This is a genomic window from Acetobacterium fimetarium, assembly GCF_014284475.1.
Taxonomy (GTDB): Bacteria; Bacillota; Clostridia; order Eubacteriales; family Eubacteriaceae; genus Acetobacterium; species Acetobacterium fimetarium.
Genome location: NZ_WJBC01000027.1, coordinates 13,935 through 27,614 on the forward strand (window position 1 = coordinate 13,935; position 13,680 = coordinate 27,614).

At 47.0% G+C, this 13,680-nt stretch carries 13 protein-coding genes and 1 tRNA gene; 1 reads left to right on the forward strand and 13 read right to left on the reverse strand.

Annotated features, from left to right (window positions below):
• Positions 1-114: 114 nt before the first annotated feature.
• Positions 115-363 carry a hypothetical protein gene (locus tag GH808_RS13355; RefSeq protein ID WP_186843293.1) on the reverse strand — a complete coding sequence of 83 codons (249 nt, stop codon included), beginning with the start codon at positions 361-363 and terminating at the stop codon, positions 115-117.
• Between the two features lie 236 nt (positions 364-599).
• Here GH808_RS13355 and GH808_RS13360 point away from each other — a divergent pair, with 236 nt between their 5' ends.
• A complete protein-coding gene (locus tag GH808_RS13360) occupies positions 600-1,865 on the forward strand; it encodes a GGDEF domain-containing protein (protein ID WP_186843294.1) in 1,266 nt (421 codons plus the stop codon).
• A gap of 151 nt (positions 1,866-2,016) precedes the next feature.
• Here GH808_RS13360 and GH808_RS13365 read toward each other — a convergent pair whose 3' ends face one another.
• The 12 genes from GH808_RS13365 to GH808_RS13420 form a co-directional block, all read right to left on the reverse strand.
• On the reverse strand, positions 2,017-2,535 hold the full coding sequence (locus tag GH808_RS13365) for a C-GCAxxG-C-C family protein (protein ID WP_207722336.1): 519 nt from the start codon (positions 2,533-2,535) through the stop codon (positions 2,017-2,019).
• 106 nt (positions 2,536-2,641) lie between these two features.
• Entirely contained in the window at positions 2,642-2,953 is a 312-nt protein-coding gene (gene trxA / locus GH808_RS13370; protein ID WP_186843296.1) for a thioredoxin, read from the reverse strand.
• Between the two features lie 85 nt (positions 2,954-3,038).
• Complete coding sequence (locus tag GH808_RS13375; protein ID WP_186843297.1) at positions 3,039-3,530, reverse strand: flavin reductase family protein; 492 nt, start codon at positions 3,528-3,530, stop codon at positions 3,039-3,041.
• A 243-nt stretch (positions 3,531-3,773) separates the two neighbouring features.
• On the reverse strand, positions 3,774-4,643 hold the full coding sequence (locus tag GH808_RS13380; RefSeq protein ID WP_186843298.1) for a class I SAM-dependent methyltransferase: 870 nt from the start codon (positions 4,641-4,643) through the stop codon (positions 3,774-3,776).
• Between the two features lie 94 nt (positions 4,644-4,737).
• Positions 4,738-5,493 (reverse strand): ABC transporter ATP-binding protein, encoded by a 756-nt coding sequence (locus GH808_RS13385; RefSeq protein ID WP_186843299.1) that lies wholly within the window; start codon positions 5,491-5,493, stop codon positions 4,738-4,740.
• Positions 5,480-6,562 (reverse strand): FecCD family ABC transporter permease, encoded by a 1,083-nt coding sequence (locus tag GH808_RS13390; protein WP_186843300.1) that lies wholly within the window; start codon positions 6,560-6,562, stop codon positions 5,480-5,482. Before GH808_RS13390 ends, GH808_RS13385 begins: the two co-directional genes overlap by 14 nt.
• A gap of 5 nt (positions 6,563-6,567) precedes the next feature.
• Entirely contained in the window at positions 6,568-7,659 is a 1,092-nt protein-coding gene (locus GH808_RS13395) for an ABC transporter substrate-binding protein (RefSeq protein ID WP_186843301.1), read from the reverse strand.
• A gap of 10 nt (positions 7,660-7,669) precedes the next feature.
• Entirely contained in the window at positions 7,670-8,194 is a 525-nt protein-coding gene (locus tag GH808_RS13400) for an FmdE family protein (RefSeq protein WP_186843302.1), read from the reverse strand.
• Between the two features lie 249 nt (positions 8,195-8,443).
• Positions 8,444-10,540 carry an EAL domain-containing protein gene (locus GH808_RS13405; RefSeq protein ID WP_186843303.1) on the reverse strand — a complete coding sequence of 699 codons (2,097 nt, stop codon included), beginning with the start codon at positions 10,538-10,540 and terminating at the stop codon, positions 8,444-8,446.
• Positions 10,541-10,620: 80 nt separating this feature from the next.
• Positions 10,621-10,696: transfer RNA gene (locus GH808_RS13410), tRNA-Trp, on the reverse strand.
• A 64-nt stretch (positions 10,697-10,760) separates the two neighbouring features.
• On the reverse strand, positions 10,761-12,194 hold the full coding sequence (gene purB / locus GH808_RS13415; RefSeq protein ID WP_186843304.1) for an adenylosuccinate lyase: 1,434 nt from the start codon (positions 12,192-12,194) through the stop codon (positions 10,761-10,763).
• A 105-nt stretch (positions 12,195-12,299) separates the two neighbouring features.
• Positions 12,300-13,451, reverse strand: a complete 1,152-nt coding sequence (locus tag GH808_RS13420) for a pyridoxal phosphate-dependent aminotransferase (protein ID WP_243166223.1) — start codon at positions 13,449-13,451, stop codon at positions 12,300-12,302.
• Positions 13,452-13,680 lie beyond the last annotated feature (229 nt).

The following is a 13,680-nucleotide window of genomic DNA, read 5'->3' on the forward strand; positions in this document are numbered from 1 at the left end:
AAAATCATTTTGCAACAACAAATATGTGATTTTATTAAATTACATTTTCGTTATTGCTGCTTGCTAACGCAAACTAAAAAGCACACCCGTGAGGATGCGCTTTTATATAGTAAACTATTGATTTAAACTTTCATATAAATTATTCAGGGCCCCAACAAGATCGCGGGCAATTTCTCCGAATCCGGCCAATTGTTCATCCTTCGTATCATAATCATGAATGGTGATGGATAGTTCCAGTGCCTTCATCGCCGCTGCCTCACTGACACCATGATCCTGCATCAGACGTTTTGCCTCCGCGCAGATGGAATCAGCCATACCAAATGCAGTTTTGCTTCTTTCCTGTTGATTAAAAAGTGTTCCCAAGTAAATACCCTCCAGTTCTTTTTTTGTTAACACACAATCCAAATCATATCGTTTTTTTTGCGATTTTGTTGATTTCATTGTTATGATAACGATTGTATCATTAATTATGAACAAAGCCTATCAGAAATCTGATTATTTTTTTAAGCTAAGCGTTTCTTCAATCCCTGATTTTTGACATTCTCGGCTAAAGATATTATAATATAGTGATGTCCTGAGCCTATCAGGTTATCATCGCGTTGTCCGCAAAAGCGTTGCTGCTGCGCATCATCACAGCCGAACGATGCCGGAAGGCTCGTTTCACGATCGTCTCGTCAGGGGCGATCAGCAATCATCGCTACAACCGTCTGATACTTTATCCGAATGGAGAAATTTGTATGTTTTCTGCCGCCTATCTCTGCCTCTGCCTCTATTGCATGCTTCAACTGGGTTTTCTCATCGTCCTGGAAAAAGACCGGCCCCATGTGCAAAACGCCAATGAGCACTATTTTTTGCTGATGCTGGTCATCGCCTTGTTTTCCTTTGTCGCGGATATAATGAGCAGCTTCAATACTGGACCGGACTGGTTCTTCCCATTTGCCGTAGCCGGGAACTATCTGGAAATTGTTCTCAATACGGCGCTGATTCCCATTTTTTACCGCTACATCTGCACCCAGATTTCCGGTCTTGATCCCAAACTGAGCCGAACGCTCAATCATGTTCTTTGGGCCATCACCCTGCTATGCATGGTGATAACCGTTTACAATGTTTTTTCCGGGCAGATCTTCTACTTTGACAGGATGCACGGTTATCATCGCGGTCCCCTCTTTTTCATCCCCATGACTCTGCTTTCTGTCATGATGGTGATTGTGGAAGGTTTCCTGATCAGTCAAAAGCAAAAAATCGAAGCCCCTTATTACCGATCGCTGGTGCTGTTTCTGGTTGCGCCGCTGATTGGATGGGCCCTGCAGTTTATGATATTCGGACTTCCATTTTCGCTGCTCGGCATTACCTTTGCCGCACAGATGCTGTTTGCAAACATCCAGAGCCAAAACATGGATAAGGATTATCTGACCGGAGCGTTCAACCGACAGGCGCTTGACAACTACCTGCAGCATCAGATCGACGTCTCAACGCAAAACAAAACATTCTCTGCCGTTCTGCTTGATCTTGACGACTTCAAATCCATCAATGATCACTACGGCCACTTCGAAGGTGATGTCGCGCTGATCAACACGGTTCGTGTTCTGCGTGATTGTGTGGGCCGACACGATCTGGTGGCGCGCTACGGCGGCGATGAATTTTGCATTGTCCTTGACAGTGATGATCCCAAGACGATTGAAGCAACCCTCGCGCGAATCGACAACCAGCTCTCGGTTTTCAGCCGGCATGAAAACAAGCCTTACCTGCTCAGCGTCAGCATGGGCTATGCCATCTATGCGCTGGCGCTGGGAAATCAGGCCGATTCATTTTACCGGGTCATCGATCAGAAGATGTATCAGCAAAAGAATGCCCGCAAGCATTAAGCCGAGATCACTCCACCATAACAGCTCACCGTTTTCCGGACTGATAAAAAAATATCGGACGATGCAAACTGTAGGCAAAACGATCCATGAAGTTTTATCTTTCCGCTAAGCCCTGATTCGGCAACGATTCAACAATGATTTGGTATTGTACTCACTTCTTTGTGTTGTCACTCATTTTTTCCCCATATGGCATCTCAAAAGCGTCATTTTGCGGGATTTGCAGGTATTTGTAAGCTAATTGGGCCGTTGTCCCCACCATTTTCATGCAGTGCACGCGTCGCTCTTTGCTATTCCAATCTTCAAACGGCGCACAGATGGCGCGACAGGTTGTGCAGCCATTGGCTTCGCCAAATTCTTTGACCAGATTATTATAACGTCGGTAATATTTTTGACCGACTTCCGGTCCCCGCACGTCAGCATCAATGCTCCAGGGATCCTTTCTGCCATAAACCGCACTGTTTGCCATAACTGCGGCTGACAGAGCCCCACAGGTTTCACCACAAAGTCCGATGCCGCCGCCAAAACCGGTACACATCGCGATCGTTTCCTTTGGCACATCCAGAACCCCGGCACGCAGCAACGCATCATAAACGCTTTCGGCACAATTTAAACCGCTTTTAAAATTTTCGATGGCATAATCATTTACCAACTGACTCTTGTTCTCTTCCATATTCACCCTCCATCTCTTTTCTCTAAATTTTGACGCTGTTTCATCATTGTTATTGACGGTCACTCTGAAAAAAATGCCGCGGGTTTCTCGGCTGCATTTTTTCAGACTATTCCGCCACCATATCTAAAATTTCTGCTTTGGATTTGGCTCCGACCGATTTTCTCACCAGCATGCCGCCCTTGATCACCAATAAAGTGGGAATACTCATGACTTTATATTCAGCGGCCAGTTCCGGCTGTTCATCGACGTTGATTTTTCCAACTTTCAGAGTAAATACCTCATCCGCAATTTCATCAATAATCGGAGAAACCGTCTTACATGGACCGCACCAGGGTGCCCAAAAATCCAGCAATACCGGTTTGTCCGACTGGGTTACTTCCAGTTCAAAATTGTCTTTTGTGATTGTTACTGCACTCATTTCTTTGCTCTCCTTATTCATTATTTTTTTATATCTTTATGATAACCCTTGACCATCAAAAAACCGTGACAAAGTCACAATTTTTCTACAAGAAATTAATCTGCGAAAAATCGATGTTTCCTTTATCACTGACCATTTTTGAATCCGCATGGACGTACTCGATTTTCCCGACAAACATTTCATGGGATCCGGTGACGATGGAATCCACGATGGTGCATTCAATATTAACCGGACAATCGGACAAAATCGGTGCATTGACATATTTTGCCTCTGCCAGATTGACCTTCATCACTGCCAGCTTGTCACCGTCGCGTTTGCTGTGGCTGCCGAGATAATTGAAGGTTTCTTGATAGTTTTTATCAACCAGATTAACCACAAAACAACCCGATTCTTTAATCAGATGATAGGAATACCGGGACGGTACAATCCCCACCATCACCATCGGTGGATCATAGCTGCAGTTGCCGCAATAACCCACCGCCAGCGCATTGTTTTCGCCATTTAATCCCCGACAGGATACCAGCACCTTTGCCACCGGATTCAAACACGTCTTCATATTGCCTTTTACTTTGCTCATTCATTTCTCCTCCGCATCCGTTTTTTTAACCCTAACCATGCTGCTAGCAGACAGATAATCGATCCGGTCTCTGCCTGGCATTTCAAGGGCGTCCTTACTTATGTGAGACATAAGTTTGCATATAATTTCATTATAAACCTTATCGAACATATGTCAATTACTATTTGCAACTTCTTACTCAAACGGGGCCTGATAGAGCTGCCAGTACCGGCTGCTCGCTTCTTTCCTTCAGCTTGCGCCGGCCTAAAGCTTGACCAGAATTTTCCCCCGCCGGGATTTTGCATTTGTTTTTAGAATTCCATTTTCCGATCGGGCGCTGACAAAAGCCGCAACTTTTTGCTGCAAATCCGTGGTATCTTTGCCGTAGAAATTCAGCTGCGTGATGAATTCTCCAACCGCATCCGCAATACTCAGTTCTTCCGGTTGGGTAACCTGTTTTGATTCAAAAACCAGATTGTAGCCCTGGCTATAAAGCCAGTTCAGATTATAGATGATATCGCTTCTCCCCAGCGGTTTTTCTTCGCCGTACAGCTCTTTCCAGAGTTCGCCAAACGCTTCGCCCTCTCGTCTGCCGGCCCACCCGCTGAAGTACACATATTTTTTGGCACAGGCCATGGCTTTTCTAAAAAGCGATGCGTTGTTAACTCCGGGGCACATGGAAATGAAAACCAGATCAAAGGCCGCTGTCCAGCCCTTCTCTTCGATATCCACATCTTCCCAGGATTCTTGTACCACCGTCACGCTGGTTTTTCCGTCGTGCTGAATCTGTTCTTTGATAAATGATGACATGGCGGTTGTCGGTTCCAGTGCCGTTACCACCGCATTTTTTGCTGCAAAAGCGAAGGAAAAAGCCCCCGGGCCGGCGCCGATATCAAGAATCTTCAGGCCTGCAAGCGTGACTCCCTGATTTTCCAGCCAGTCAAGCACTTCATCGGTTCTTTTTTTACCGCGTTCCCCGGTAACTCTGGACGTGAATTTGTCCGCCCGTTTTTCCCACAATGCCACGCCGTGAACGAGTCCATCGCTTACCGGCTGGTCGCCGATGGCTTTTGAGTTCTCCCAAATGGTTTCCCAATATGCCGGATCGCGCAGCTTTAATACTTCTTCTCTCATTTTTTCACCTTTCTCGTTTTATAAACATTTTTTAGAAAAGAACTTAATCAAACTTTTTAAGTCGCAGCAAGTTGATTTCATTGTAACATCCTTTTTAACTTAACGGAATAACCACCCTTTGCTCATGATAACTTTCCACGATAACGGGCACCTGATAAACGGCTTCAATGTTTTCCGAGGTCATCACGTCAATGCCACCATAACAATAGATTGAATTATCCTTTAGAAATAAAAATCGATCGCAATAGCGGATGGCCAGATTCAAATCGTGAATAACGATGACGACGGCAATGTTGTTTTCTTTGGTGATGGTTTGAACCAGTTTTAATACCTCCAACTGATTTTTCAGATCCAGACAACTGGTTGGTTCATCCAACAGCAGCACCTTCGGTTGTTGCGCAAGTGCCCTTGCGATCATTACTTTTTGTAATTCACCGCCGCTCAATTCATCGATCAGTCGCAAGGACATATCCTGCAAGTTCAGACTACTGATAATTCGGTCGACGATCTGATAATCTTCATGGGTCGGTGACAGTTTGATATAGGGTTTTCTTCCCAATAGAATGGCATCATAAGCAGTGATGCGGCTACCCTCGCTTTTTTGGGCCACATAGGCAGTGTTTTTCGCGATCTCCAGACGTTTCATTTTGAGGACATCAGCATCATTGATCAGCACTTTTCCATGTTGTGGTGCAATGATCTTATTCAGACATTTCAGCATGGTGCTTTTTCCCGCCCCGTTATTGCCCAGAACCGCGACACACTCGCCGTTTGAAACATCAAATTTTATCGTATCAAGAATTTTTCGGGTGGAATGATAACCAAATTCCAACGCATCAACTTTCAGCATGATGACCAACTCCTTTAAATATTAAATACAAGAATAATGGGGCCCCCAGGAAAGAGGTAATGGCCCCGATCGGAAGGATAACCGGTGAAATAATCAATCTCGCAAAAGTATCACTGACCAGCAACAGCAGCGCCCCCATTAAAGCAGAGGCGGGCAATAAAAAGCGATAATCATTGCCGACAAAACGCCGCATGATATGGGGGGCAATCAGACCAATGAAATTGATGATTCCGACAAAAGAAACAATCGTGGCCGCACTGAGCGACGCGATCGTCATCCCCGCTAAACGGACCCGGGAAACATTGACGCCAAGCCCGGTTGCCGTATGCTCACCACATTCCAGGGCGTTGTAGTTCCAGCGGTTGAACATGAAGTAAATCAGTGCTGCCAGGGTTACGACGGCAGCGATGCTGATGTTGCTGATGCTGGCTCTCCCCAGGTCGCCAAAGGTCCAGAAAACAATGGCCGCCATCTGGACATCGGACGAAAAGTACTGCAGCAAGGCCGTGCCACCGGCAAAAAAAGAGCTCAAGGCGACACCGGCCAGGATCATGGTTTCCGGCGATGCTTTTCGTGCCTTAGACAAGCCCAGGATCACAAAAGTGACAAACATCGATGCGATAAAGGCACAGATGCTGGTAACATAGGGGTTGTTGATGGTTACCGCATCGGCATTGTTCCCCATGACGGTTCCCCCGCCAAAATAAATGATGGCGATGGCTGCCCCAAATGAGGCCCCCTGGGAGATACCCAGCGTAGAGGCCGAAGCCAGAGGGTTTTTCAGAATACTCTGCATCACACAGCCGGCGGCGGCTAAACCAACACCGGATGTAATCGCCATTAGAATTCTAGGCAGCCTGATGTTGACGGTAACCAGCACATTCTTAGGGGCCCCCAATCCCAACAGAGCCTTCATGACGTCGGTTACGGGAATATCGGCTGAGCCGGCCGAAATAGCATACAAGGCCATCAAAAATGTCATCACTGCCAGCGCCAGAATGATCAGATATTTCCGTCCCACGTACTGGTTATAGTTTTCACCAACCGTTGTCGTTTTTATTGTGTTCATTAGCGCTATTTACCGATGGTCAGGGGACCAAAGCTCTGGCCCGCTGCCACATATTTTGAATAAAGCTCCTGACCCAACAAGAATTTGAAAATTTCATCGGCTTTCTTACCGGGATCAATATCACTGAATTTATCCGGATAAATCACGGTTCCGGAATAATAAGCATCGGCCAGAGCAATTTCGATATTCGTATAATTGTTGTTATAGGCTAACTGGGAATAAACCTTGTTATTCTTAACCGCATCCAGTGAAGTGAAGAAGTCCGGCTTCTCGGCATACTGCTGATTAACCAGATCCATATTTTCCGGATTCAGAAAAATAATGCTGGGATTCCACGCCAGAACCTGCTCCAAGTCGACAATGAAAGCACCCTTTTGACCCGTCTGATCCGCAACATTGTTGGCATTAATGGCAACAAATGGTCCGTAATTTGCACTGGTACCATCGAATCCATGTTTGCCTTTGAAATTCAGAGCGCCATTATAGACCGTCGGTTTGTTTGCCGCAGCAATATCCTTGGTTCGGTCATTCAGATCTTTTTGAGCATTGTCCATATAGGTATTGATCTCTTTGGCCCGGTCTTCCTTTCCCAGGACCTGACCGATGATATCAATAGAAGCAGCCATTTTTCCGTCAAATAAACCAGGATTGGCAATGGCAACGACCGGAATACCTGTTTTGGCCTGCAACTCATCGGCCTGAGCATAGTCGGAAACAACAAAAATAACGTCCGGTGCCAGCTTGGTAATTTCTTCCTCAAACGGAACGATACCACCCGCGCCGCCTTGGCCGATTTGAACCAGCTTTGCAAAATTGGGATTTACCAGCGTGTAGGGCCGGGTTAATTCCTGGACATTATCCATATCTGTCGCACCAGTTACCAAATCCGTTGCCTGCATGTAAGTCAGCAGGCGCATCACGCCCAGCGATCCCACGCTGTCTATTTTAGTGGGGACTTCAACTTGACGCCCCAAACCATCTGTAATGACTTTAGTCCCTGAATCGCCACTACTGGAAGATGTCGCACTCGCATTGCTGCATGCTGCCAGCGACACCACCATCACTAAACTGATTAATACCATCAATACCTTTTTCATTTTTTTCTCCTTAAAAACCTCGGGTATATGAAATCATACAATCCAGACAGCATTTTTTGCCATTTTCCAGCCGAATCATTGCTTCGGCGGCTTTTTCACCGCATACTTCACAAATAATACTATTGAAAATACGGGCCGATTCCGGAAGTTGGTAATTCGGCTGTTTAAAATCAAATATTTTATTGGCATCCGGTTCATTTAAAATGTATGCTTCCATTTCATCGCGTTCCATTTCCGGAAGGTCTTTTAATACCAGTCGCAGACTGGCTCCAGTTGTTCGGTTGAAGAACGAAAAGGCCTGTTTCCCGCGATTTCGAAAGATCAGATTTCCTTTGCCGACACTACATCCGAGAATAACCTGAATACCATCCACGCCACAGGCATCGTTTTCGGTAATACACACCACTTCTTCATCTTCAGAAAAGCCAATCTTAAGCGCATTGATCGCTTCTTCCGATGCACGAACGCCAATGGCCAAACCGGGGCAATGATGCCCATGAAAAGCTACCGATTTCTTCCATAATTCCTGATTCATCGTTTTCCTCTTTTCCTTAATTTCAAAAAAATAAAAGACTCACAAAAGTGAGTCTTCAGACACAAAAATATTATTCAATAAATTGCATTGTTTTTGGCTTAGAAATATTTCCAAATAAGTGACCTTGTTTCATTCAAGGTTTATTACTCTGTATATACATGTATTTTATGAAGGTAATCTTAACATTATAATAAGCATATGTCAATATAATTTTCTTGTTTGCTATCGATTTGATTTGTTCGGATTCTTTTAAATCGCTGCTTCTGTTCTTTGGGCCGCTTCTTCGGCAATTTCCGGATCAGGCCGCACCAGATGATCACTTTTCCCCGCCGCATCTTCCGCTCCGTCAAGAAAGGCCATATAGGCTGCTTCGCTGATGGGTCTGGAGTAATAATACCCCTGCAGATGGGTCACCCCATGGTCATCGAGATAGTCCGCCATTTCTTTGGTTTCCACCCCTTCGGCCACGATGTTCACGCCGAGCAGATTGAGCATCCGGATCACGCTTTCCAAAATAGCATTGGCCTTGGGGTTTTCTTCGTTGAAGCAGGGCCAGATCAGACTCTTGTCCAGTTTTACCAGATCGTAGACCACTTCCGCCATCCGGGATAAATTGGAATAACCGGTGCCGAAGTCGTCCATGGAGAAGCTGCAGCCCATGTTGCGCAGATGCTGCATGTTCACCTGCAGCATTTCCCCCGACTCGACCAGCGCCGTCTCGGTGATTTCCAGGTTGATGAAATCCGGTGGGATCGCGTATTTTTTCATGATCTCCTCGAGCTGTCCGGGCAAATCCGGATGAACGCACTGAATCCCTGAAAGGTTCACCTCGATGTACTGGATGCCCCTTTCCAGCAGCTGTTCTTGTCCGGCAAAAGCACAGACCTTTTCAAAGACGATCTCGCCCAGTTCCATGATTAGTCCCTTTTTCTCGGCAATGGGAATGAATTCCTCCGGCGAGACAAATCCCACGGTCTCGGTATCGGCAAGCCGCACCAGCGCCTCCGCCGAAAGAAAACGCCCGGCATCAGTATGATAGATGGGCTGATAAACAATATCGAAACCGTCGCCTTCAATGGCCTGTCGTACCAGGGCTTCGATGGTATTGTCGCGCTGTTTCCGGTCAATGATGTCTTGATCAAGAAAATACAAATTGGTGTCAGCGGTGGCGTGATTGTGGGCTGCCATGTAGTTCATCATCTCATAGATCTCATCACAGGAATCCTGCTGCTGATAGACCTCGGTAAAAATCACATCGATATGGGCCTTGAGGGCCACGGAATAATTCTGAAAGCTGACCGGCTCCTTGATCATCCGAGACAGCTCATTCAGCTGGTCTTCGATACAGACCAGCGGCAACTCGGAAATCGCCGTGATGACATTGCTGCGCGAATGATAGACGCTGGACAGAAAACCGTGTTTGGTTATTTTCTTCATCTGCCTCCGGCTGGGCCGGCATTCTGTTGGCATGATTTTATCGAGGGGCAGCTGGAAGCTCAAAAAAATCTCGTTGATCCGGGCTCCGATGACTGCCAGCACCTGGTTGGTGTTCTCATGGCCCATCAGGGCCTGAATCCGGGCCAGGTCGTCGATGACCACGCTGATGAGGATCAGGGGCTTGCCGGCTTCCTTTTTTTCCTCCAGCATCAGGTGAAAGGCCCGCTTGTTGAAGTTGCCGGTGTCCTCATCCATGTATTCCTTGGGATTTTCAAAGGCCAGATAAATAAAGAGAATCATCACCGTCACCGCCACGCTTGACAACAGCAGCCCCAGATTGAAAAACTGGATCACCGAGGATGCCATCAGCAGGACGATCCCGGCCCGAATGGCCAGCCGGTTTTCCCGGGCGACGGTGTCCTTGTGGATGTGGGTGCTCCAGATGGTGAGCAGGCAGTAAATGAGAACCGTGAGTTCAAAGGCCGTCGCCATGGAACCGGATGCATAGATCTGATTTTCATCAAACGAATAATGCAGTTCGCCGGTGAGCATCATGTAAGCGGCCAAAAACAGCGGCAGCATCGGCAATACCGCTTTTTTGGGCCTGGTCCGTTTCTGTTTGTTTCCCAGAATTTCCACATACCAGTAAAGGGCCACCACCACCAGAATCAGAGTGAAATAGAAGACCTGGTTGCAGAACCGGCTCACCGGCGGGGTCACCACATCCGCATGAACAATGGTATAGATCTTGAGCATATTAAACACCAGATTCACCGCGGTGAAATAAAGCATCAGGGTAAAGCATTTATTGGACAGTAGGGGCAGTTTTTTGTTTCTCAGATAATCGACAAAAATGACGCTAAAAAAAAGGCTGGTTACAATCAGTAACCGGGTATCAAGCAACAGCATCCATAACCTCCTTAATCGGTTCGACCAGCATTGTGGTATAAAAAAAACGGCGAAAACGCCGTTCGAGTTCAAAATTAAAATGGCAGGGGTATGAGGGCTCGAACCTCAGGCACATGGTTTTGGAGACCATTGCTCTACCAACTGAGCTATACCCCTACATCAGCAACTATTATATTATAATCGCTGATGAGATAAATGTCAATCACATTTATTTTTTTGTTTATACCTTCAGATCAATTTTATTCAAATCAAGCATTGCGGCATTGGCGGCAAGAATCGGGTTGACTTCATCACGGATGAAATCATCCACCTGCTGTGGTGATCGTCCCACATAAAGTGCGGGGTCCATGATGCCTTCGACATCTTTCTCCTTCAAATTGAAGGAAGCATCTTTGAGAATCCGTTCGATCAGATCATTGGCTTTGCCTTCGACTTTGACGGTGTTCCCGGCTTCCATCGACAGCACTCTGATTTTTTCATGCAGTTCCTGACGGTCGCCGCCGCGTTTGACGCCTTCCATGATGATGTTCTCGGTGACCATAAACGGCAGCTCGGCATTAATATGCTGACGGATGACTTTCGGATAGACGACCAGATTTTCGGAAACGTTGATCGCAATCATCAGAATCGCATCCGCGGCCAGAAATCCTTCGGGAATGCTGATGCGTTTGTTGGCGGAATCATCCAGGGTTCGTTCAAACCACTGGGTGGACGCCGTCATCGCCGGATTGAGGGCATTGACGATGATATAACGCGCCAGCGAACAGATCCGTTCGGACCGCATCGGATTGCGTTTGTAGGCCATGGCGGAGGAACCGATCTGACTTTTTTCAAACGGCTCTTCCACTTCCTTCAGATGCTGCAGCAGTCGCACATCGGTGGCAAATTTGCTGAGGCTCTGAGCGATGCCGCTGAGCACATTCAATACCTGAGCATCGAATTTTCGCGAGTAAGTCTGTCCGCTGACGGCAAATGATTTTTTAAAGCCCATCTTTTGAGCGACCAGATCATCCAGCCGTTTGACTTTCTCGTGATCGTCATCGAAAAGATCCATGAAACTGGCCTGGGTTCCGGTTGTTCCCTTAACCCCCAGCAGTTTGACATTGCCGATCAGGTGATCCAGATCGTTCAGATCCATGATCAGATCCTGAATCCAGAGGCAGGCCCGTTTTCCGACCGTCGTCAGCTGCGCCGGCTGAAAATGGGTAAATCCCAGGGTCGGCAGGCTCTTGTGTGTCATCGCGAAGTCGGATAGATGCTTAATCAGATTGATCAGCAGTTTGCGGACCTGATAGAGGCCTTCCGTATAGACGATCACATCGGTATTGTCGCCGACGTAGGCGCTGGTGGCACCGAGATGAATGATCCCTTTGGCCTTCGGGCACTGTGCCCCGTAGGTATGCACATGGGCCATGACGTCATGACGCAGTTCTTTTTCTTTTTGGGCGGCCAGCTCGTAATCGATGTTCGTGATGTTTGAGCGCAGTTCTTCGATCTGTTCGACTGTGATGTTCAGTCCCAGCTCTCGTTCGGCTTCCGCCAGAGCCACCCAGAGTTTTCTCCAGGTCTGAAACTTGTTGTCCGCTGAAAAGATCTGCAGCATCTCCTTGGACGAGTATCGTTCAATCAATGGGTTTTCATAATAATTTTTCATAATGGTCTTAATCTTTCCTTTCGTGTTCAATTCATAAAGCGCGAACGCAAATTGATTCGCGGAAACCGGCAGCGAAGCTAACGGCCGTTTATAGACGCCGATCACTTAATACTGGTTGACAAATTTTTCGATGCGGTCAAAACCTTCCTCGATGGCTTCGATCGTCGTGGCAAAAGAAAGCCGGATGTAGTTTGGCATTCCAAACGATTCTCCCGGAACCGCCACGACTCTGGCGCTATCCAGCAGCTTTTCACAAAATCCCAGACTGGTATCCGGATTGAGAACCTTTTTGCGGTTGCTGAGGATCTCTTCAATATCCACAAAGATATAGAAAGTGCTTTCCGGATAGATGTAGTCGATCCCCGGGATTTGATCCAGACGCTGGAGCATGGCCTGTCTGCGTTCATCGAACTCGCGGATGATGTCGTCGGTGACCGCTCCTTTTTCTGCCAGCGCAACTCTGCCGGCATACTGCGAAATGGTTGAGGGATGGGACAGCGTATGACCCTGCACCCGTTTCATCCCGGCAACGATTTCTGAAGTTGCGGCGGCATAGCCTAAACGCCAGCCGGTCATCGCAAACGTCTTTGAAAACCCATTGACTAAAATAGTCAGCGCCTTGATTTCGCTGTTTAACGAGGCAATGCTGATGTGGTTGCGATCGCCATAAACGAATTCTTCATAGACTTCATCGGAAATGACCATGATCTTGTTTCTGACAAGCACTTCTGAAAGCTTCAGGAGCTCTTCTAAGGAGTAGATGACACCGGTTGGATTGGTGGGCGAATTGAGGATAATCGCCTTTGTTTTTGGCGTGATCGCATAAATAAGCTCTTCCGGCGTCAGCTTGAACTGATTCTCTCGTTGCGTCTCGGCGATTACCGGAACGCCACCCGCCAGGCGGATCATTTCGGTATAACTGACCCAATAGGGTCGGACCACAATCACTTCATCGCCCGGATTCAAAATCGTCTGCAGCGCGATAAAAATGGCGGACTTTGCGCCGCTGTTGATAATGATATTGTCCGGGGCGTAATCCAGTCCGTGATCCTCACGCAGTTTTTTCGAAATAACCTGTCTCAGCGCGGATACGCCGGCCACGGCATCATATTTCGTATAGCCGGCATCAATGGCAGCCTTTCCGCCATCACAGATATAATCCGGGGTTTTAAAATCCGGCTCGCCGGTTCCAAAATCCACCACGGATTCACCATTTTCTTTTAATTTTTTAGCTTTCTCTGCCAAACTTAAAGTCATTGATTCACCACAGTTCTTGACCCTGTCAGATAGCATAGCAACAATCATCTGCTACTGTAAACATAGACAAATGTGTCTAAATCCAGAAATTTACTGTTTCATGGTGTCTGTCCTTGTGTGACTTGTCACACTACTAACATTTGATATAACACTCCGCAGTCTTAAAATCCCGACTAGCCATCGGTACACATATACAATGCAATTAAGAAGCGATTGTATATTCTATTGC

What these genes read in the sequence shown, in the direction of transcription:
- GH808_RS13380 (WP_186843298.1), bottom strand. Translation starts at nt 4,643, where the DNA reads ATGAGAGAAGAAGTATTAAAGCTGCGCGATCCGGCATATTGGGAAACC.
- GH808_RS13365 (WP_207722336.1), bottom strand. Translation starts at nt 2,535, where the DNA reads ATGGAAGAGAACAAGAGTCAGTTGGTAAATGATTATGCCATCGAAAAT.
- purB (WP_186843304.1), bottom strand. Translation starts at nt 12,194, where the DNA reads ATGAAAAATTATTATGAAAACCCATTGATTGAACGATACTCGTCCAAG.
- trxA (WP_186843296.1), bottom strand. Translation starts at nt 2,953, where the DNA reads ATGAGTGCAGTAACAATCACAAAAGACAATTTTGAACTGGAAGTAACC.
- GH808_RS13420 (WP_243166223.1), bottom strand. Translation starts at nt 13,451, where the DNA reads ATGACTTTAAGTTTGGCAGAGAAAGCTAAAAAATTAAAAGAAAATGGT.
- GH808_RS13405 (WP_186843303.1), bottom strand. Translation starts at nt 10,540, where the DNA reads ATGCTGTTGCTTGATACCCGGTTACTGATTGTAACCAGCCTTTTTTTT.
- GH808_RS13395 (WP_186843301.1), bottom strand. Translation starts at nt 7,659, where the DNA reads ATGAAAAAGGTATTGATGGTATTAATCAGTTTAGTGATGGTGGTGTCG.
- GH808_RS13375 (WP_186843297.1), bottom strand. Translation starts at nt 3,530, where the DNA reads ATGAGCAAAGTAAAAGGCAATATGAAGACGTGTTTGAATCCGGTGGCA.
- GH808_RS13400 (WP_186843302.1), bottom strand. Translation starts at nt 8,194, where the DNA reads ATGAATCAGGAATTATGGAAGAAATCGGTAGCTTTTCATGGGCATCAT.
- GH808_RS13390 (WP_186843300.1), bottom strand. Translation starts at nt 6,562, where the DNA reads ATGAACACAATAAAAACGACAACGGTTGGTGAAAACTATAACCAGTAC.
- GH808_RS13385 (WP_186843299.1), bottom strand. Translation starts at nt 5,493, where the DNA reads ATGCTGAAAGTTGATGCGTTGGAATTTGGTTATCATTCCACCCGAAAA.